20 protein-coding genes are annotated in these 18,255 nt (G+C 64.1%); 8 read left to right on the top strand and 12 right to left on the bottom strand.

The annotated features are described in order from the left end of the window. Positions 1–17 precede the first annotated feature (17 nt). Together AWB72_RS04145 and AWB72_RS04140 are read left to right on the top strand one after the other, a co-directional pair. The gene (locus tag AWB72_RS04145; RefSeq protein WP_040051767.1) at positions 18–482 is read left to right on the top strand and encodes an EVE domain-containing protein; all 465 of its coding nucleotides are present in this window, start codon (positions 18–20) and stop codon (positions 480–482) included. 111 nt (positions 483–593) lie between these two features. After that, the gene (locus tag AWB72_RS04140) at positions 594–1,283 is read left to right on the top strand and encodes an SIMPL domain-containing protein (protein ID WP_374728859.1); all 690 of its coding nucleotides are present in this window, start codon (positions 594–596) and stop codon (positions 1,281–1,283) included. Positions 1,284–1,301: 18 nt separating this feature from the next. On the opposite strand, the gene lgt is transcribed toward AWB72_RS04140, so the two are convergent. Both lgt and AWB72_RS04130 read right to left on the bottom strand, forming a co-directional pair. Next, the gene (gene lgt / locus AWB72_RS04135) at positions 1,302–2,198 is read right to left on the bottom strand and encodes a prolipoprotein diacylglyceryl transferase (protein WP_040051765.1); all 897 of its coding nucleotides are present in this window, start codon (positions 2,196–2,198) and stop codon (positions 1,302–1,304) included. Between the two features lie 34 nt (positions 2,199–2,232). Next, positions 2,233–3,189, bottom strand: a complete 957-nt coding sequence (locus AWB72_RS04130) for a LysR family transcriptional regulator (RefSeq protein WP_087127875.1) — start codon at positions 3,187–3,189, stop codon at positions 2,233–2,235. A 106-nt stretch (positions 3,190–3,295) separates the two neighbouring features. On the opposite strand from AWB72_RS04130, the gene ilvD reads away from it, so the two are divergent. After that, a complete protein-coding gene (gene ilvD / locus AWB72_RS04125; protein ID WP_040051763.1) occupies positions 3,296–4,969 on the top strand; it encodes a dihydroxy-acid dehydratase in 1,674 nt (557 codons plus the stop codon). Between the two features lie 108 nt (positions 4,970–5,077). Here the strand turns inward: ilvD and AWB72_RS04120 are convergent, their stop codons facing one another. The 3 genes from AWB72_RS04120 to AWB72_RS04110 are packed head-to-tail and all read right to left on the bottom strand — an operon-like array spanning position 5,078 to position 7,455. Continuing rightward, positions 5,078–5,443, bottom strand: coding sequence for a DUF2486 family protein (locus AWB72_RS04120; RefSeq protein ID WP_244285512.1), 366 nt, complete (start codon positions 5,441–5,443; stop codon positions 5,078–5,080). A 40-nt stretch (positions 5,444–5,483) separates the two neighbouring features. Further along, entirely contained in the window at positions 5,484–5,900 is a 417-nt protein-coding gene (locus tag AWB72_RS04115) for a DNA polymerase III subunit chi (protein WP_040051762.1), read from the bottom strand. A 7-nt stretch (positions 5,901–5,907) separates the two neighbouring features. Then, a complete protein-coding gene (locus tag AWB72_RS04110) occupies positions 5,908–7,455 on the bottom strand; it encodes a leucyl aminopeptidase (RefSeq protein WP_040051761.1) in 1,548 nt (515 codons plus the stop codon). Positions 7,456–7,619: 164 nt separating this feature from the next. Between AWB72_RS04110 and lptF the strand changes: the two genes are divergently transcribed. From lptF to AWB72_RS04085, 5 genes are all read left to right on the top strand, one after another. Continuing rightward, positions 7,620–8,717: an LPS export ABC transporter permease LptF gene (lptF, locus tag AWB72_RS04105; protein WP_040051760.1), complete on the top strand. Its 1,098-nt coding sequence runs from the start codon at positions 7,620–7,622 to the stop codon at positions 8,715–8,717. Between the two features lie 4 nt (positions 8,718–8,721). Further along, positions 8,722–9,870 (top strand): LPS export ABC transporter permease LptG, encoded by a 1,149-nt coding sequence (gene lptG / locus AWB72_RS04100; protein ID WP_040051759.1) that lies wholly within the window; start codon positions 8,722–8,724, stop codon positions 9,868–9,870. Positions 9,871–9,888: 18 nt separating this feature from the next. Continuing rightward, complete coding sequence (locus AWB72_RS04095) at positions 9,889–10,254, top strand: sirohydrochlorin chelatase (protein ID WP_040051758.1); 366 nt, start codon at positions 9,889–9,891, stop codon at positions 10,252–10,254. Between the two features lie 90 nt (positions 10,255–10,344). Next, positions 10,345–10,590 (top strand): AbrB/MazE/SpoVT family DNA-binding domain-containing protein, encoded by a 246-nt coding sequence (locus AWB72_RS04090; RefSeq protein ID WP_040051757.1) that lies wholly within the window; start codon positions 10,345–10,347, stop codon positions 10,588–10,590. Then, positions 10,590–11,018: a type II toxin-antitoxin system VapC family toxin gene (locus AWB72_RS04085; protein WP_040051756.1), complete on the top strand. Its 429-nt coding sequence runs from the start codon at positions 10,590–10,592 to the stop codon at positions 11,016–11,018. The genes AWB72_RS04090 and AWB72_RS04085 overlap by 1 nt, the downstream gene beginning before the upstream one ends. 25 nt (positions 11,019–11,043) lie before the next feature. Here AWB72_RS04085 and AWB72_RS04080 read toward each other — a convergent pair whose 3' ends face one another. The 7 genes from AWB72_RS04080 to AWB72_RS04050 form a co-directional block, all read right to left on the bottom strand. After that, positions 11,044–11,754, bottom strand: a complete 711-nt coding sequence (locus AWB72_RS04080) for a TIGR02117 family protein (protein ID WP_159459340.1) — start codon at positions 11,752–11,754, stop codon at positions 11,044–11,046. Positions 11,755–11,908: 154 nt separating this feature from the next. After that, on the bottom strand, positions 11,909–12,667 hold the full coding sequence (cobA, locus tag AWB72_RS04075) for a uroporphyrinogen-III C-methyltransferase (protein WP_040051949.1): 759 nt from the start codon (positions 12,665–12,667) through the stop codon (positions 11,909–11,911). 25 nt (positions 12,668–12,692) lie between these two features. Further along, entirely contained in the window at positions 12,693–14,006 is a 1,314-nt protein-coding gene (locus AWB72_RS04070) for a sulfate adenylyltransferase subunit 1 (RefSeq protein ID WP_040051755.1), read from the bottom strand. Positions 14,007–14,031: 25 nt separating this feature from the next. Beyond that, positions 14,032–14,994, bottom strand: a complete 963-nt coding sequence (gene cysD / locus AWB72_RS04065) for a sulfate adenylyltransferase subunit CysD (protein WP_040051754.1) — start codon at positions 14,992–14,994, stop codon at positions 14,032–14,034. Between the two features lie 86 nt (positions 14,995–15,080). Beyond that, positions 15,081–15,812, bottom strand: a complete 732-nt coding sequence (locus AWB72_RS04060) for a phosphoadenylyl-sulfate reductase (protein ID WP_040051753.1) — start codon at positions 15,810–15,812, stop codon at positions 15,081–15,083. A gap of 4 nt (positions 15,813–15,816) precedes the next feature. Next, positions 15,817–16,356, bottom strand: a complete 540-nt coding sequence (locus tag AWB72_RS04055; protein ID WP_040051752.1) for a DUF934 domain-containing protein — start codon at positions 16,354–16,356, stop codon at positions 15,817–15,819. A gap of 10 nt (positions 16,357–16,366) precedes the next feature. Beyond that, positions 16,367–18,043, bottom strand: coding sequence for a nitrite/sulfite reductase (locus AWB72_RS04050; protein ID WP_040051751.1), 1,677 nt, complete (start codon positions 18,041–18,043; stop codon positions 16,367–16,369). Positions 18,044–18,255 lie beyond the last annotated feature (212 nt).

The raw sequence follows: 18,255 nt of genomic DNA, 5'->3' as shown, positions 1-18,255 counted from the left end.
TATTCTTCGCTCCCCTCATGCGCTACTGGCTGATGAAGTCCGAACCGGACGAAGCGAGCATCGATCATCTCGCGCACGCGCCGAAGAAAACGCTGCCGTGGACCGGCGTGCGCAACTATCAGGCGCGCAACTTCATGCGCGACGCCATGCAGGTCGGCGACGGCGTGCTGTTCTATCACTCGAGTTGTCCCGAGCCGGGTATCGCGGGCATCGCGAAGGTCGCATCGGCGGCTTATCCCGATCCCACTCAGTTCGACGCGAAGAGTCCCTACTTCGATCCGAAGTCCACGCAGGAAACCCCGCGCTGGCTGCTCGTCGATGTGAGCTTCGTCAAGAAAACGCCGCTCATTTCGCTGGCCGAACTGCGCGCGCACGAAGAGCTTGCCGACATGCAAGTGCTCGCGCGCGGCAACCGGCTCTCGATCACGCCCGTCACGGAATCGCAGTGGCGCTTTATTACCGAGCATCTCGCCGGGAAATAGGAACTTAGCGCGCGGTTGGACCGCCTAAACGCCGTCGCGAAACGCGCGACGCTCAAGCGTTGGAGTCCTTCGATGATGAACAAGAAAACCGCCGCCGCCCTCGCGCTCGCGATGTCGAGCGCCGCGCTTACCTTTTCGGCCACGGCCGTCGCGCAGACGGTCATCGCCAGTCCGCAGCCTTCGGGCGTGCTCTCGCTGTCGGCGCAAGCGAGCGCGCAAGTGCCGCAGGATGTCGTCACCATCACGCTCTTCTACGAGCAGGAAGCCGCCGATCCCTCATCGCTCACCACGACGCTCAATCAGCGCGCCGAAGCCGCGTTGCGCGAAGCGAAGGGCGTCGATGGCGTGACCGCGAAGAGCGGCGCGTTCAGCGTGTATCCGTCGACGGATCGCGACGGCAAGATATCGGCGTGGCGCGGACGCACGGAAGTCGTGCTCGAATCGCATGACTTCGCGGCGGCGTCCAAGCTCGCGGGCAAGATGAGTTCGTCGATGCAGGTCGGCAACGTCACGTTCTCGCTGTCGCCCGAAGCGCAGCGCGCCGCCGCGCAGAAGCTCTCGACGCAGGCCATCGATTCGTTCCGCAAGCAGGCGCAGGCGGCATCGCAGGCATTCGGCTATGGCAGCTTCACGATCCGTGAAGTGAACGTCGGACAGAGCGGCGCGGCGCCGCGTCCGGTGATGATGATGCAGGCGCGCGGCATGTCCGCCGATGCGAAGATGGCCGCGCCGATGGCGCTCGAAGCCGGCACGACGACGGTGACCGTCGACGTGTCCGGTTCGGTGCAGATGGGGCGTTGATACCGCGCGAGCGTGGTATCAGGCGGCGTTGGCCGGCACGCGCCGATGCCGCTTGTACGCCCACACCATCATGACGATGCCCGCGATGATCATCGGCAGCGAAAGCCATTGGCCCATCGAAAGGCCGAGCGCGAGCAGGCCGAGATAATCGTCCGGCTCGCGCGCGAATTCCACCGTGAAGCGCGCGAGTCCATAGCCGATCAGAAACAGCGCGGAGACAGCGCCCATCGGACGCGGCTTGCGCGAGAACGTCCAGATCACGATGAACAGCACGATGCCTTCCAGCGCGATCTCGTACAACTGCGACGGATGGCGCGGCAGCATCTGATAGCGCTGGAAAATCTCCGTCAGGTGCCACTTCGCGTCGAGCTGCGGATTCTTCGCGAGCCACACGGCGTCGTCGTTCGTCGAATGTTGAAAGAGCATGGCCCACGGCGCGCTCGGGTCCGTCACGCGGCCCCATAGTTCACCGTTGATGAAGTTGCCGAGCCGCCCCGCCGCGAGCCCGAGCGGCACCATCGGCGCGACGAAATCCGTCACTTGCAGCCACGTGCGCCTGCGCTGATACGCGAACAGCACCATCGCAAGCGTCACGCCGAGAAAGCCGCCGTGAAACGACATCCCGCCTTCCCACACCTTGAAGATGTCGAGCGGATGCGTCGCGTAATAGCTCGCCTTGTAGAAGACCACATAGCCGATACGTCCGCCGAGAATGGTGCCGAGCACGCCGTAGAACAGCATGTCGTCGATGTCCTTGGCGTTCCAGCCCTGCGCGGCGACATACGGCAGCCGCAGCCGCAACCTGCCGATGACGATGGCCGAGATGAACGCGACCAGATACATGAGCCCGTACCACCGCACGGCGAGCGGTCCGAGATGAATGGCGACGGGATCGAAATTGGGGTGGATGAGCATCGTTGAATGTTCGAAAAGCGAAGTCAGGCACGAATCATAAAGCAGAGACGGCCGCGGCCCGCGCGCGCACGATGTCGATGAACCCGGCGAGCACCGGGCTCACCTCCGCCGCGCGCCACACGAGCCCCGTTTCGACGACGGGCGCATCCGCGACCGGGCGCAACGGACGATACACCACGCCCGTGCGCCGCAGATGACGCAGCGACTGCGGCACGAGCGCGACGCCCATGCCCGCGGACACGAGGCTCACGATGGTCTGCATCTGGATCGCCTCCTGTCCGATGCGCGGCGTCAGGCCCGCCGCGCCATAGCAGCCCATAATGATGTCATATAAGCCCGGCGCGAGACGCCTCGGAAACACGACGAGCGGCGCGGCGGCCAGTTCGCGCAGATCGACGGGCGTGTCTGCCCATTCGGCCGTGCCCTGCTGCAATTGTTCCGCCGCTTCCGCCGACATCGCGACGACGAGCGGTTCGCGCGCGATCGCGAGATATGACAGCGACATCGCGTGGCGCGGCGGCAGCGGCGGAATGACGAGGCCCGCGTCGATGCGTCCGGCGACGAGTTCCTCGATCTGCACGTCGCTCGTCGCCTCGGTCAGTTGCAGCCGCACGCCGGGATAGCGCGCGCCGAAATCGCGCAGCAGCGCGGGCAAGAGGCCGTAGTCCGCCGTGGACACGAACGCGAGCGACAGCACGCCCGCCTCCCCGCGCGCGAGCGACTGCGCGAGCGGACGCAGGGCATCGGCGGACGCGAGCAGGCGGCGCACTTCCGGCAGCAAGTCCTTGCCGACGGGCGTCAGCTCGACCGTGCGCTTCGTCCGCGCGAACAGCGCGACGCCGAGCGCGTCTTCCAGCGCGCGGATTGCTTGCGAGAGAGGCGGCTGCGTCATCGCGAGACGCGCGGCGGCGCGGCCGAAGTGCATCTCTTCGGCGACCGTCACGAAATAACGCAACAGACGCAGCTCGATGGCCGGATTCCGTTCATCCATTGATATATTCCGCGACCTAATAAGCCTTGAATAATATATTGGACAGACACAAGCCGACGCTGCATTCTTCCGCCACTAGACAAAAAAATCTTCAAGGAGCCCCCAAATGGCCTTCAATCGCCGCTCGAAAAACATTACGCAGGGCGTTGCTCGCTCGCCCAACCGTTCGATGTACTACGCCCTCGGCTACAAGGAGGAAGACTTCGACAAGCCGATGATCGGCATCGCGAACGGGCATTCGACCATCACGCCGTGCAACGCGGGCCTTCAGCGCCTCGCCGATGCCGCCATCGCCGCGATCAGGCAGTCCGACGCGAACCCGCAGATCTTCGGCACGCCGACCATCTCCGACGGCATGTCGATGGGCACCGAAGGCATGAAGTACTCGCTCGTGTCGCGCGAAGTGATCGCGGACTGCATCGAGACCGCCGTGCAGGGCCAGTGGATGGACGGCGTCGTCGTGATCGGCGGCTGCGACAAGAACATGCCGGGCGGCATGATCGGCCTCGCGCGCATGAACGTGCCGGGCATCTACGTGTACGGCGGCACCATCCGTCCGGGCAACTGGAAGGGCAAGGACCTGACCATCGTGTCGTCGTTCGAGGCGGTCGGCGAATTCACGGCGGGCCGCATGTCGGAAGAGGACTTCAAGGGCGTCGAGAAGAACGCGTGCCCGTCCACCGGCTCGTGCGGCGGCATGTACACGGCCAACACGATGAGCTCGTCGTTCGAGGCGCTCGGCATGTCGCTGATGTATTCCTCGACGATGGCGAACCCGGACGACGAGAAGGTCGACTCCGCCGCCGAATCGGCGCGCGTGCTGGTCGAAGCGGTCAAGAAGGACCTGAAACCGCGCGACATCATCACGAAGAAGTCGATTGAAAACGCAGTCGCGCTGATCATGGCGACGGGCGGCTCGACCAACGCGGTGCTGCACTATCTGGCGATCGCGCACGCGGCGGAAGTGGAATGGAGCATCGACGACTTCGAGCGCATGCGCAAGAAAGTGCCGGTGATTTGCGACCTGAAGCCGTCGGGCCAGTACGTCGCCACCGATCTGCACAAGGCCGGCGGCATTCCGCAAGTGATGAAGATTCTCCTCGACGCGGGCCTTTTGCACGGCGATTGCATGACGATCACCGGTCGCACGCTCGCAGAAGAACTGAAGGACGTGCCGAGCAAGCCGCGCGCGGATCAGAAGGTGATCTTCCCGATCGAGCAGGCGCTCTACAAGCAAGGCCACCTCGCGATCCTGCGCGGCAATCTCGCGGAAGACGGCGCGGTCGCGAAGATCACGGGCCTGAAGAATCCGGTCATCACCGGCCCGGCGCGCGTGTTCGACGACGAGCAAAGCGCGATGGAAGCCATCCTCGCCGACAAGATCAAGGCGGGCGATGTCGTCGTGCTGCGTTACCTCGGCCCGCAAGGCGGCCCCGGCATGCCGGAGATGCTCGCGCCGACGTCGGCGATCATCGGCAAGGGCCTGGGCGAATCGGTCGGTCTCATCACCGACGGGCGTTTCTCGGGCGGCACGTGGGGCATGGTGGTCGGTCACGTCGCGCCGGAAGCGTTCGCGGGCGGGACCATCGGCCTCGTGCAGGAAGGCGATTCGATCACCATCGACGCGCACAAGCTGCTGCTGCAACTGAACGTGGACGATGCCGAGATCGCGCGCCGTCGCGCCGCGTGGAAGAAGCCGGCTCCGCGATACACGCGCGGCGTGCTGGCGAAGTACGCGACGCTCGCGCTGCCGGCGAATCGCGGGGCGGTGACGGGCTGAGCGGCGTCGCGCGTGGCAACGCGTAGTCGCAGGTAAAAACAAAGGGGCGCTCAATGCGCCCCTTTGTCGTTTTCCGCTTGCTATCGCCAGTTCCGAAACACGTCGCGCTCAACCCTCCCGCTGCCGGCGCAACTCCTCCTCCACCGCCACGCTCACCCATTCGCGCATGTGCGCTTCGAGCGCGAGCGACACTTCGCGCGTGATGTCCTGCACGAGCTTCGCCGAATGCGCGCGCAGCACGTCCTGACACCGCGCCTCGATCAGCGCGCGCGCGTCACCGCTCAGAAACTGCGTGACGCGCCCCTGCATGCGTTCCGCGATGAGCTGCGCCTCGTACGCGACCGCCGCCGCGCGCGCGTACTCCGGCTTGCCGGGCACGACGACATCGGTCAGAACGGGAATGGAAGGATCGAAGGATTCGGGCGGGTTCGGGGTATCGGTCATGATGTCCGGCTGCTCGTGAGTGGTCGCCATGCGCCGATGCTACCCGCGCGCACGGCCACGCACTGTTCGTTCAGCCGCCTTGCTTGTGCGTTTCGATGGCGTAGCCGCGATCGCGATAGAAGCGGAAGCGCTCGCGCCCGGCGGCGAGTTCGTCGCCCTCGTTGCCGACGATCTCGATCAGCCGCTCGAAGCGCGCGAACTGCGCGGGCACCGGCGCGCCCAGATTCACGAGCACCTGATGATGCGGCACGCCGTCGAGATCCGATGCGAGCACCACCGGCGTGTCCTGCGCGAGCGGGCTTTTCGCCATGCAGTGCGGCACGAATTCGAGCGGCGCGAAGGTCCACAACTGCTCGTCGAAGGCGGCGAGGCGCGCGGGCTCCGCGAGCACGACGAGCGCCCGCCCGCTCGCATAAGCCTTGCGCGCGAGGCGGCAGGCGTAGGCGAGCGGATCGCCGACATTCGTATGGAAGTCGATGCGCGTCACGGCCGTCTCACTGCCCCGCGCGATCGATCAGGAACTGCGACAGCAGCGGCACCGGCCGCCCGGTCGCGCCCTTCGCCGCGCCGCTCTTCCACGCGGTCCCGGCGATGTCGAGGTGCGCCCACGGATAGTTCTGCGCGAAACGCGAGAGGAAGCACGCCGCCGTCACGCTGCCCGCCGGCCGCCCGCCGATGTTCGCGACATCCGCGAAGTTCGACTTGAGCTGATCCTGATACTCTTCGTCGAGCGGCAGACGCCAGGCCGGATCGACCGCTTCACGCGACGCGTCGAGCAATTCGCCCGCGAGCGCGTCGTCCTTCGAGAAGAGGCCGGTGTTGTGATGACCGAGCGCGATGATGCACGCGCCCGTGAGCGTCGCGATATCGACGACGGCGGCCGGCTTGAAACGTTCGGCGTAGGTCAGCGCGTCGCAGAGAATGAGGCGGCCTTCGGCATCGGTGTTGAGCACTTCGATGGTCGTGCCGTTCATCGCCGTGATGATGTCGCCCGGCTTCACCGCGTTGCCCGCGGGCATGTTCTCGCAGGTCGGCACGACGCCGATCACGTTCAGCTTGAGGCCCATTTCCGCCACCGCGCGCATGGTGCCGAACACGGAACCCGCGCCGCACATGTCGTACTTCATCTCGTCCATCGACTCGCCGGGCTTGATGGAGATGCCGCCCGAATCGAACGTGATGCCCTTGCCGACGAGCACGATCGGTGCATTCGACGCATTCGACGCGCTCTTACCGCGCGTCTTCACCGCTTCGCCCGCGCCCTGATAATGCATGACGATGAACTGCGGCGGCTGCACCGATCCCTTCGCGACCGACAGGAACGAACCCATGTTCAACGCTTCGATTTGCTTCTGTCCGAGCACTTCGACCTTAAGCTTCCAGTCGCGGCCGAGCTTCTTCGCGGTCTGGCCGAGGTAGGTCGGCGTGCAGACGTTCGGCGGCAGATTGCCGAGATCGCGCGTGAGGTCCATGCCGTTCGCGATCGCGACAGCCTGCTTCACGGCGACGCGCGCGGTCTTCTCGTCGGCGGTATCGATGCTGAAGACGATCTTCTTGAGCGATGCCGCGCCATTGTCCGGCTTGCTCTTCATCTGCGTGAACTTGTACGTGAGTTCGCGCAGCGCGAGAACGGCGGCGCGCACGGCCCAGTCGCCGGTGCGTTCGAGAATGGGCAATTGCGCGAGCGTGAAGGTCACTTGCGCGATCTTCGTGCCGAGAATCACGCGCCATGCCGCGCGCACGGCTTCGCCATAAGCTTTCTGATTGAAGGCGTCCTGCTTGCCGAGCCCGACGAGCAGCACGCGCGCCGCGCCGATGCCGGTCACTTCGGGAACCATCAGCGTGGTGCCTGCGCGACCGCTCATGTCGCCCGCCTTCACGATGCGCGAAATGAGCCCTTTCGTCGCGATATCCATGACGCGTGCGGCGCCTGTGAGTGTCTGTGCCTCGAACACGCCGAGCACGACGACATCGGCTTTCCCGGTGAGGAAACCATTTGCCTCGCCTTTGCTCCAATCACAGGCTTTTATGCTAAAGTCCATCGCGCTTATCCTCGGTAAAATCTGGGCTGAAGGATGAAAGCCGCAATTATCCGCTATTTTTACCGCGGCGGTCACAGGCTCGCGGCGCAAGGGAACGAAGCTCTGCCCTCAGCGTCTCTCATACGTTAGTCCGCATAGCCGCCGCCGGCCTCAAGCAAAAATCAATGATCTTCGAACGCTCCCTGCAGCGCGAACTCGCGTACACGGCCGGCGCCGTGTTCATGGTGCTGCTCACGATCATGCTGACGACGATGATGATCCGCATCGTCGGCTTCGCGGCGTCGGGCCAGGTCGACCCGCGCGATGTCGTCGTGCTGATCGGGCTCACCGTCATCGGCTATCTGGCCGTCATGCTGATCGTCACGCTCTTCGTTTCCATCCTCTTCGTGCTCACGCGCTGGTATCGGGATTCGGAGATGGTGGTATGGCTCGCCTCGGGCGTCAGCCAGACGCAGCTGATCAAGCCGGTCGCCGTGTTCGCCACGCCGATCATCATTCTCATCGTCTTCTTCGCGTTCGTCGGCTGGCCGTGGTCGAATCAGCAAAGCAAGCTCATCAAGGCGCGGTTTCAGCAGCGCGATGAAGTGTCGCTGCTGGCGCCGGGGCAGTTCCGCGAATCGCCGTCGAGCCATCGCGTGTTCTTCATCGAGAAGATGTCGCCGGATCAGGGACACGTGGAAAACGTGTTCGTCACGAGCACGGAAGGCGGCAAGGTCAACGTGATCGTCTCGAAGAACGGCCACACCGAAACGCGCGCGGACGGCGACCGCTTCATCGTGCTGGAAAACGGCCGCCGTTACGACGGTGAGCCCGGCCAGCCCAACTTCCGGATCATGGAATTCGAGCGTTACGGCGTGAAGATTCTGAGTCACCAGGTGGTCAACACGCCATCGACGACGGGCATCTCCACGCCGGATCTCCTCGCCGATCCGACCAAGCAGAACCTCGCCGAATTCGCCTGGCGCATGGGGCTGCCGCTCATCGCCATCAACCTGATGCTGCTCGCCATTCCGCTTTCGTACCAGAATCCGCGCCGCAGCCGGACCATCAATCTCGTGATGGCCGTGCTGATCTATCTCACGTACTCGAACCTGCTGAACGTGGTGCAGTCGTGGATCGAGCAGGGCAAGCTCTCGTTCGGCGTCGGCATCGCGGGGCTGCATATTCTGGTGAGCGCGCTCGTCGCGTTCATCTTCTGGCTGCGCGTGCGCAACCGGCCGCTCTTCACGCGCGCGACGTTCACGCGCACGAAGGGAGCGTGACGCGATGCGCATCTACGAACGATACTTCGCGCGCCAGATCTATCTCGCGTTCATCTTCATCCTGTTCGCGTTCTCGGGCCTGTTCTTCTTCTTCGACCTGATCAACGAGCTGAACACGGTCGGGCACGGCAACTACAAGTTCACGCTCGCGGTGCTGCGCGTCGCGCTGCAGACGCCCTCGCGCTTCTACGAGATCATTCCGGTCGCCGCGCTCATTTCCGCGATCTACGTGTTCGCGCAGATGGCGGCGGCGTCGGAGTTCACCATCTTCCGCGTGTCGGGCCTGTCCACCGGCACCGCGCTGCGCTCGCTGCTGAAGATCGGCGTGCCGATCGTTCTGGTGACGTACATCATCGGCGAAGTGGTCGGACCGTATTCGGACCAGTTGTCCGAGCGCGTGCGGCTGGAGGCGCTGGGATCGTCGGTGTCGTCGAATTTTCAGTCGGGCGTGTGGGTGAAGGACACGCTCAATGCGAAGGAAAACGGCGAACAGGTGACGCGCTTCGTCAACGTGGGAACGCTCAATCCGGACACGACGATCGCCAACGTGCGCATCTACGAATTCGATTCGAAGTTCCGGCTGTCGAACGTGCGCATCGCGCAGAGCGGCGTGTTTCAGCCGCCGGGTCACTGGAAGCTGACGGGCGTGACCGAAACGCAATTGATCGACGCCGCGCCGCAAGCCGCCAATCCCGGCGATGCGCTCAATCCGGTGTATCGCGCGAAGGAAACGGCGCTGCCCGAATATTCGCTGCGCTCGGAGCTGACGCCGCAGATCCTGTCGGTGCTGCTGGTGTCGCCGGACCGGATGTCGATGTTCAACCTGTTCCGCTATATTCAGCACTTGACTGAGAATCATCAGGACACGCAGCGGTATCAGATCGCGTTCTGGCGCAAGATTCTGTATCCGTTCGCGGTGCTCGTGATGCTGGTGCTGTCGCTGCCGTTCGCGTATCTGCATACGCGCGCGGGCGTCGTCGGCGTGAAGGTGTTCGGCGGCATCATGATCGGCATGAGCTTCCAGTTGTTCAACACGCTGTTCTCGCACATCGGCACGCTGAATACGTGGCCCGCGCCGATCACGGCGGCGGCGCCCGCCCTCGCCTATCTGGCAATCGGCTTGCTGGGCCTGAAGTGGGTGGAGCGGCACTGAGTCTTTCCGGAGCACGCGATGGGCAAGCACGGCATCATCCTCTTCGGTCATGGCGCGCGCGATCCGCGCTGGGCCGAGCCGTTCGAGCGGCTGGCGGCGAAGCTGCGCGCCATGCGCGGCGATCCGGTTTCGCTCGCGTTTCTCGAATTAATGACGCCGGATCTGCCGGGCGCGATCGCTGCGCAAGCGGCCGATGGGTGCAAGGCGATTACTGTCGTGCCGGTGTTCTTCGGGCAGGGCGGGCATGTGCGGCGGGATCTGCCGCAGATCGTCGAGCAGTGTCGGGTGGCGAATCCTAACGTCGCGATTCATTGCGCGACGGCGGTCGGCGAGGACGAAGCCGTCCTCGATGCGGTCGCGGGGTATTGTTTGAGGCAGGGTTAGGGGCTGACGTTAGCCGTTCGGCCGACTTTCGGGGCCGCGAAACGGGGACTACAATGGCTATACGTTCCTGTATATCCATCCGAGTGACCCATGAACCTGCTCATTTCAAAGTGGGGCAATAGCCTGGCCGTGCGCATCCCGGCCGAATATCTGCGGCACATCGGCCTTTCCGAGGGCGATCAGGTCCAGGCCAGTCTGACGGTCGACGGCGGCATTTACCTTCGCGCGGCGAAGTGGGATCGCCGGGCGTTCGCTCAGGAAATCGCCACTACGCGCGACGCAATGCCGATGGGCGAATCGGTCATCGACGAACTCCGGCGCGGAGCGCGCTACTGATGGTGTATGTCGATACCAGCGTGCTCGTCGCGCTTTGTGTCCGGGAGCCGATGACCGCTGCCGTCGCGGCCTGGTACGCGGATTTCGGCGGCGAACTGATTGCAGGCACCTGGTGCATTACCGAATTCGCCAGTGCGCTCAGTATCAAACAGCGGACGGGCCAGATATCCGAAGAGGATTCGGCTTTCGCCTGGCGTACATTCGAACGGATGTGCCAGGGCGACATCCAGCTCACGCCTATCGAGCCGCCCGTTTTCCATCAGGGCGCGCTGCTCGCGCTCGATGCGTCGACCGGGCTCCGCGCTGGCGACGCGCTTCATCTTGCGACCGCTCTCGATTGCAAGGCCAAGGCGATGGCGACACTCGACGCCGTGCTGGCGCGGAATTCGAAGCAGCAGCGATTAAGGGCCGTTACCTTCAAGAGCTGAACCTTCGGGGTTTCGCGGCGAACCCTCAGTCAGTTCCCGACGCGCGCGAAGCCTCCCTCCCCCGCAACTGCCAGAACAACGGCCTGTCGAACGGCGTCCACGCCGGCACGCGCACGCCTGCAACGTCGAGCGCATTGCGCGTCCATTGGTTGCACGTCAGGAACACGGAGTAGCTGCCGTGCGATTCGTAAAAGGCGTCGTGGTCGTTGTAGTGATGGGCCGGCACACTCGTGGAATTCCCGCTGGCATCGAGCCGCAGACTTTGCATCACATGCGCCGCCAGACGCCCGTACGCGGCGTGAGAAATCGTCACCGGCAGCGCATCTTCCGACGCGCTACGCGGCGCCGTCGTGAACTCCACGTGCAGCACCGTGCCGTCGAGCCCCACGAGCGCGTGAAACGCCGTCGACGCGCGCAGATCCTTCCATTCCGGCGTATTCAGAAAGAACTCGCGATCGCCCCAGCCGACTTCAACCATCTCGTAGCGATCCGACGCCGCGGGCGCGCGCGTATCGGCTGGCGAAAAGTATCGGGCCCAGTCGACGCCCGCCGCATTGCGCGGCATCAGAAGCGCGGTATGGACGCCGTTGGTGGTCAGCCAGACGGTCACGCCGTGATCGGGCGCGACCGCCTGCCAATTCCGATTGACGGGCAGCACGGCCGCCACGAGCGCGGCCAGCGCGTAAGCCAGCAGCGAGCAAAGAAGAACGGCCAGCGCGCGCGCCGCCCATTGCATCGCACTCCGGAATATGCGGCTCGACACCATGCGCATTCGACTGCTACCTTCCCGCTAAAAAGACGCGGGAGCATACTGCCGCGCAAGATCGGCACGCAAGAAAAAAGCGCGTCATCACAGGACGCGCTTTCATTTATCACAACTTCCGCTCGGATCAGGCCGCCGCCTGCATCCCCTTCAGATGCACCCGCGGCTTCACCGCCGACGCGCGTTCCCGAAACGCCTCTCCGATCATCAGCAAACTCGGCTGCGACGGATCGAGCCATTCCTGCGCACAGCCGAGCGCCATCTGCGCGAGCGTCAGCGTCAGCGTGCGTTCGCGCGGCGTGCTGCATGCCTCGACGATCGCCACCGGCGTGGAACCGGGACGGCCCGCGTCGATGAGCTGGTGCGCGATATCCGGCGCACTGTCGCGGCCCATGTAGAACACGAGCGAATCCGCCTTCGCCTGCTCGCGGATGGCGTCGCTGTCGGCGGCGCGGCTGTGCGTCGCCAGCGCCACGCTGCGCGACACGCCGCGCAGCGTCAGCGAACGCCTGAGGGTCGCCGCGCTCGCGAGCGCCGCCGTGATGCCCGGCACCACGTCATACTCGATGCCCGCCGCTTCCAGCGCGCGCATTTCCTCGTCGGCGCGGCCGAAGAGCATCGGATCGCCGCCCTTCAGACGCACGACGACGCCATGCTCGCGCGCCGCATCGACGATCTGCTTGTTGATGAAATGCTGGGCCGTCGATCGCTGCCCGCAACGCTTGCCGACCGCGATCTTCTTCGCGTTGGGCGCGTAGTCGAGCATCGCCGGTTCGATCAGCGCGTCGTGCAGCACGACATCCGCCGATTCGAGCAGGCGCATGCCGCGCACGGTGATGAGATCCGCCGCGCCCGGCCCCGCTCCGATCAGATAGACCTTACCCATCATTTGCATCCACTCACGTTGACGTTCAGGCAGAAACGGCGCGGATCATGCCGGCCGCGACCGTGTGATGCGTCGCCTCGTCGATCAGCACGAACGCGCCGGTGCCCTGATGCGTGTCGTATGCATCGGCGACGATCGGCTTTTGCAGCGTCAGCGCCACGCGGCCAATGTCGTTCATCGCGAGCGTCGTGCGATCCACCGAATGCGACAGCGTATGCACGTCGAGCACCTCTTTCACCGCGCCGATGCGCGCGAACACCGTGTTCGTCGTCTGCTTCAGCAGATACTTGCGCTGCGGCGACAGCGGCTCTTCGTCGAACCAGCACAGATCCGCTTCGAGCTTTTTCGCCGGATCGACGGTCGCGGCGGCCGGCACGAACGTATCGCCGCGCGACACGTCGACGTCTTCGGTCAGACGAATCGTCACCGTCTGGCCCGCGAACGCGCGATCCACCGGGCTCACGCCGCCCGGCACCGGCGCGATGATTTCCGCGACCGTCGCCTGCCGATTCGCCGGCAGCACGGTGATCGCATCGCCGACGCGCACTTCGCCCGCCTCGACGCGGCCCATGTAGCCGCGGAAGTCGTCGGCCTGCGAGCCGTCCTGACGCGCGACCCATTGCACCGGGAAGCGCAGCGCCTGATCGTTCGGCTGCGCGACCGGCAGGGATTCGAGCAGATCAAGCAGCGGTTCGCCCGCGTACCACGGCATGCGCTCGCTCGCGGTCACGATGTTGTCGCCCTTCAACGCCGACACCGGCACGAAGCGCACGTTGTCGAGGCCGAGCTGACGCGCGAGCGCGACGTACGCATCGCGGATTTCGTTGAAGCGCGACTCGCTGTACTCGACGAGATCCATCTTGTTGATGGCGACGATCGCATGCTGCAAGCCGAGCAGCTTCACGATCGCGCTATGGCGCTTCGTCTGCGGCAGCAATTGCGCGACGCCGTTCTCGAACGTGACGCGCGTCGCGTCGACGAGAATGATCGCGGCATGCGCCGTCGATGCGCCCGTCACCATGTTGCGCGTGTACTGCTCGTGGCCCGGCGTATCGGCGATGATGAACTTGCGCTTGGCCGTCGCGAAATAGCGATACGCGACATCGATGGTGATGCCCTGTTCGCGCTCGGCTTCGAGGCCGTCGGTGAGCAGCGACAGATCGATTTCATCGCCGACGGTGCGCTTGTTCTTCGCACGCGAGATCGCCGAGAGTTGATCCGACAACACGGCCTTGCTGTCGTACAGCAGGCGGCCGATCAGCGTGCTCTTGCCGTCGTCGACGGAGCCCGCCGTGATGAAGCGCAGCACGCCCAGGTCTTCAGCTTGATAGATGCTCATGATTCGTTGGTTCCTTGGGCGTTGCTTAGAAATAGCCTTGCTTCTTGCGCTGCTCCATCGCGGCTTCGGACGCCTGATCGTCCATGCGCGTCGCGCCGCGTTCCGTGATTTCCGTCACGGCCGTTTCCGCGATGATCTTCTCGACGTCGTCGGCATCGCTCGCGACCGGGCACGTGCAACTGATGTCGCCGACCGTGCGGAAGCGGACTTGCGCAATCTCCGGCGTTTCGCCTTCGCGCACGGGCGTGAGCGGCGTGACGGGCACGAGCAGCCCGTTGCGGCGCACGATCTCGCGGTCATGCGCGTAATAGATCGACGGCAGTTCGAGCTTCTCGCGCGCGATGTATTGCCACACGTCGAGTTCGGTCCAGTTCGAGATCGGGAACACGCGCAGATGCTCGCCGTTGTGCAGACGCGCGTTGTAGATGCTCCACAGTTCCGGGCGCTGCGCCTTCGGGTCCCACTGGCCGAATTCGTCGCGGAACGAGAAGATGCGCTCCTTCGCGCGCGCCTTCTCTTCGTCGCGGCGCGCACCGCCGATCATCGCCGTGTAGCCGTATTCCTCGATGGTTTCGAGCAGCGTCACCGCTTGTGCGGCGTTGCGCGAATCCGTCTCGCGACGCAGGCGCACGGTGCCCTTTTTGATCGAATCTTCCACGTGACCGACGACCAGTTCCGCGCCGATTTCCGCCGCGCGGCGATCGCGGAAGTCGATCACTTCGTCGAAGTTGTGGCCGGTATCGATGTGAACCAGCGGAAACGGCAACTGCGTCTTGCGGCCCGCGCCGAGACCGAAGGCCTTGAGCGCGAGATGCAGCACGACGACCGAATCCTTGCCGCCCGAGAACAGCAGCGCAGGCTTGCTGCATTCCGCGACGAGCTCACGCAGGATGTGGATCGACTCGGCTTCGAGCCAGTCGAGATGGTCCATCCGCGTTGCCCGGTTGACGATCGGGGTCGTGACGTTGGGGTCGAGCGTCGTGCTCATATTCGTCGATCCTTTTATGGCGGCGTCTTTCGGACACCGCGTTCGGTAACAGGGTTTGCTGCGGCGTCTCTGCGCCTTTGTGTCTTTCAGATCGCCGAGCTTGGCGCTTCTTCCACGATCTTGATGCTGCTGATGTTCGTGATGTGCAGGCCGCATTCCTTCGTATCGCGCGATTCCCACCACCAGCGGCCCGCGCGGCTGTCCTCGCCGGGGCGCACGGCGCGCGTGCACGGCTCGCAGCCGATGCTCGGATAACCGCGCGCGTGCAGCGGATTCACGGGCACGTCGAACGCCTTCAGGTAATCCCAGACATCGGCTTCGGTCCAGTCCGCGAGCGGATTGAACTTCGCGATGCCGCGCGGCGCGTCGTGCTCTTCCTCGTGCAGCTCGGCGCGCGTCACGGACTGCTCGCGGCGCTGGCCCGTGACCCACGCGGAGACATCCGACAATGCGCGATTCAGCGGCTCGACCTTGCGGATATGGCAGCAGCTCTTGCGCAAATCAATGCTCTCGTAGAACGCATTCGCGCCGTGATCGCGGACGTAGGCATCGACGGCATCGGCTTGCGGATGAAACTGCTCGATGTCGTAGCCATAACGCGCCTTCACGGTGTCGAGCATGCCGAGCGTTTCCGCGTGCAGGCGACCCGTGTTCAGCGAGAAGATGCCGATCTTGACCCCGCGCGAAAGAATGGCGTGCGTGAGCACCATGTCTTCCGCGGCGAGGCTGCTGGCTAGCTTGACGCGCTCGTGGCGCGCTGCGATCGAATCGAGCAGCGCATCGAGACGTTCAACCTTGGCTTGCAGTTCTGGCGTCATGCCTTCAGGCTCCGAGCGTGGCGAGCACCGCGGCGCGGCGGCGGAACAGCGGTTCGGGGTTGTCGTTCGCGCCCTGATACAACTCCGTGAACTCGTTGAACGCGTTGAGCGCGTCGTTGATGTCCTTGTCCGCGCGCACGGCGAACGCGTCGAAGCCGCAGCGGTAATGGAAGAACACCTGATCGCGCAGCACGTCGCCGATGGCGCGCAGTTCGCCCGTCCACTGATAACGCTCGCGCAGCAGACGGCCGATGGAGAAGCCGCGGCCATCGCGGAACACCGGGAAATCGACCGCGATCACCGCGATCTTGCTGAAGTCCGGCGCGAGATCGGCGGGTTCGTCGTCGGGCGCGAGCCACACGCCGAGTTCGTCCTTCGAGCGCGATGCGGCGAGCGCATCCTTGTGTTCCTTCCACAGCGCGAACGGCACGATCACCTTGCCGGCGGGCAACGCATCGACTGCCGGAAGCGCGCCGTCTTCGGCTGCGCGGACCACGGTGAAATCGTCTTCCACGATCGCGCGGTTCTTGATAATCAACGTCATCTTCAAATCCTCAAGCGTGTGCCTGGCGCGATGCGTACACGCGCTCCTTGAACGGCGCGATGCCGAGGCGGTTGAACGTCTCGATGAAGCGCTCGCCTTCGATGCGGTTCTCGACGAAGGTGTCGATCACGCTCGTCACGACGTCCGGCATTTCATGGGCCGAGAACGACGGGCCGATGACCTTGCCGAGATGCGCGCCGGTCGCGCCCGAGCTTTGTTCGCCGCCGAGCGTCACCTGATACCACTCCGAGCCGTCCTTATCGACGCCCAGCACGCCGATATTGCCGACGTGGTGATGACCGCACGCGTTCATGCAGCCCGAGATGTTGATCGACAGGTCGCCCAGGTCGTAGACGTAGTCGGCGTCGTCGAAGCGCTGCTGGATGGCTTGCGCGATCGGAATCGACTTCGCGTTCGCGAGCGAGCAGAAATCGCCGCCGGGGCACGAAATGATGTCCGTCAGCAAGCCGATGTTCGCCGTCGCGAAACCGACCGCCTTCGCGCGTTCCCACACGTTGAAGAGATCGCGCTTCTTCACGTTCGCGAGAATCAGGTTCTGCTCGTGCGACACGCGGATTTCGCCGAAGGAGAACGCATCGGCGAGATCGGCGACGTCGTCCATCTGCTTGTCGGTGGCGTCGCCGGGCGCGATGCCCGTCGGCTTGAGCGAGAGCGTCACCGCTGCATAGCCCGCAACCTTGTGCGGACGCACGTTGCGCTCGACCCAGCGCGCGAACGCCTTGTTCTCGATCAGATGCTTTTCATACGAAGCGTCGGTGTCCGGCAGCTTCTCGTAGGCGGGCGGTGCGAAGAACTTCGACACGCGCTCGACTTCTTCCTGCGTGAGCGTCGACGGGCCGTCCTTCAGATGCAGCCATTCTTCCTCGACCTGCTTCGAGAATTTCTCCGCCGACAGCGCCTTCACCAGAATCTTGATGCGCGCCTTGTACATGTTGTCGCGGCGGCCGTAGCGGTTGTACACGCGCAGCACGGCTTCGCAGTACGTCAGCAGATGTTGCCAAGGCAAGTCTTCCTTGATGATCGCGCCGATGATCGGCGTGCGCCCCAGCCCGCCGCCCGCGAGAATGCTCGCGACGACTTCGCCCTGCGCGTTCTTCTTCAGATAGACGCCCAGGTCGTGAATCTGCACCGCCGCGCGATCTTCCGCCGATCCGCACACCGCGATCTTGAACTTGCGCGGCAGCCAGGCGAACTCGGGGTGGAACGTCGACCATTGACGCAGGATTTCGGCCCACGGACGCGGATCGACTTCCTCGTCGGGCGCGACGCCCGCGAACTGGTCCGCCGTGATGTTGCGGATGCAGTTGCCCGACGTCTGGATGGCGTGCATCTGCACCGAAGCCAGCTTGCGCAGGATTTCCGGTGTTTCCTCGAGCTCGACCCAGTTGAACTGGATGTTCGTGCGCGTCGAGAAGTGGCCGTAGCCGCGATCGTGCTCGCGCGCAATCGTCGCCAGCATGCGGAGCTGGTCGCTGCGCAGGTTGCCGTAAGGAATCGCGATGCGATGCATGTACGCGTGGCGCTGCATGTACAGGCCGTTCTGCAGCCGCAACGGACGAAACTCCTCTTCGCTCAACTCGCCCGACAGACGCCGGCGAACCTGATCGGCGTACTGTGCGACTCGCTCGTCGACGATTCGCTGGTCGACCTGATCGTATTGGTACATTCGGGGGCCCCAAATTTTTGTTTGAGCGCCGGCGTCCCAGATTGCGCGGCGCAGATAATCATTGATTCGTCGCAGCGCATACCGTTCAGATCGAACGATCATTTGCTAATGACGAAAACAGCTATGCATATTGGAAAAATTGGACTGATAGTAATAAACCTGCTATATATTGCAAACGACTGAAAAATTACTTTGATATGCAATCAGGTAAT

Source organism: Caballeronia concitans (assembly GCF_001544615.1).
GTDB classification, from domain to species: Bacteria; Pseudomonadota; Gammaproteobacteria; order Burkholderiales; family Burkholderiaceae; genus Caballeronia; species Caballeronia concitans.
Note: the sequence above shows the minus strand (reverse complement) of the source record. Positions and strands in the feature narration are given on the sequence as shown.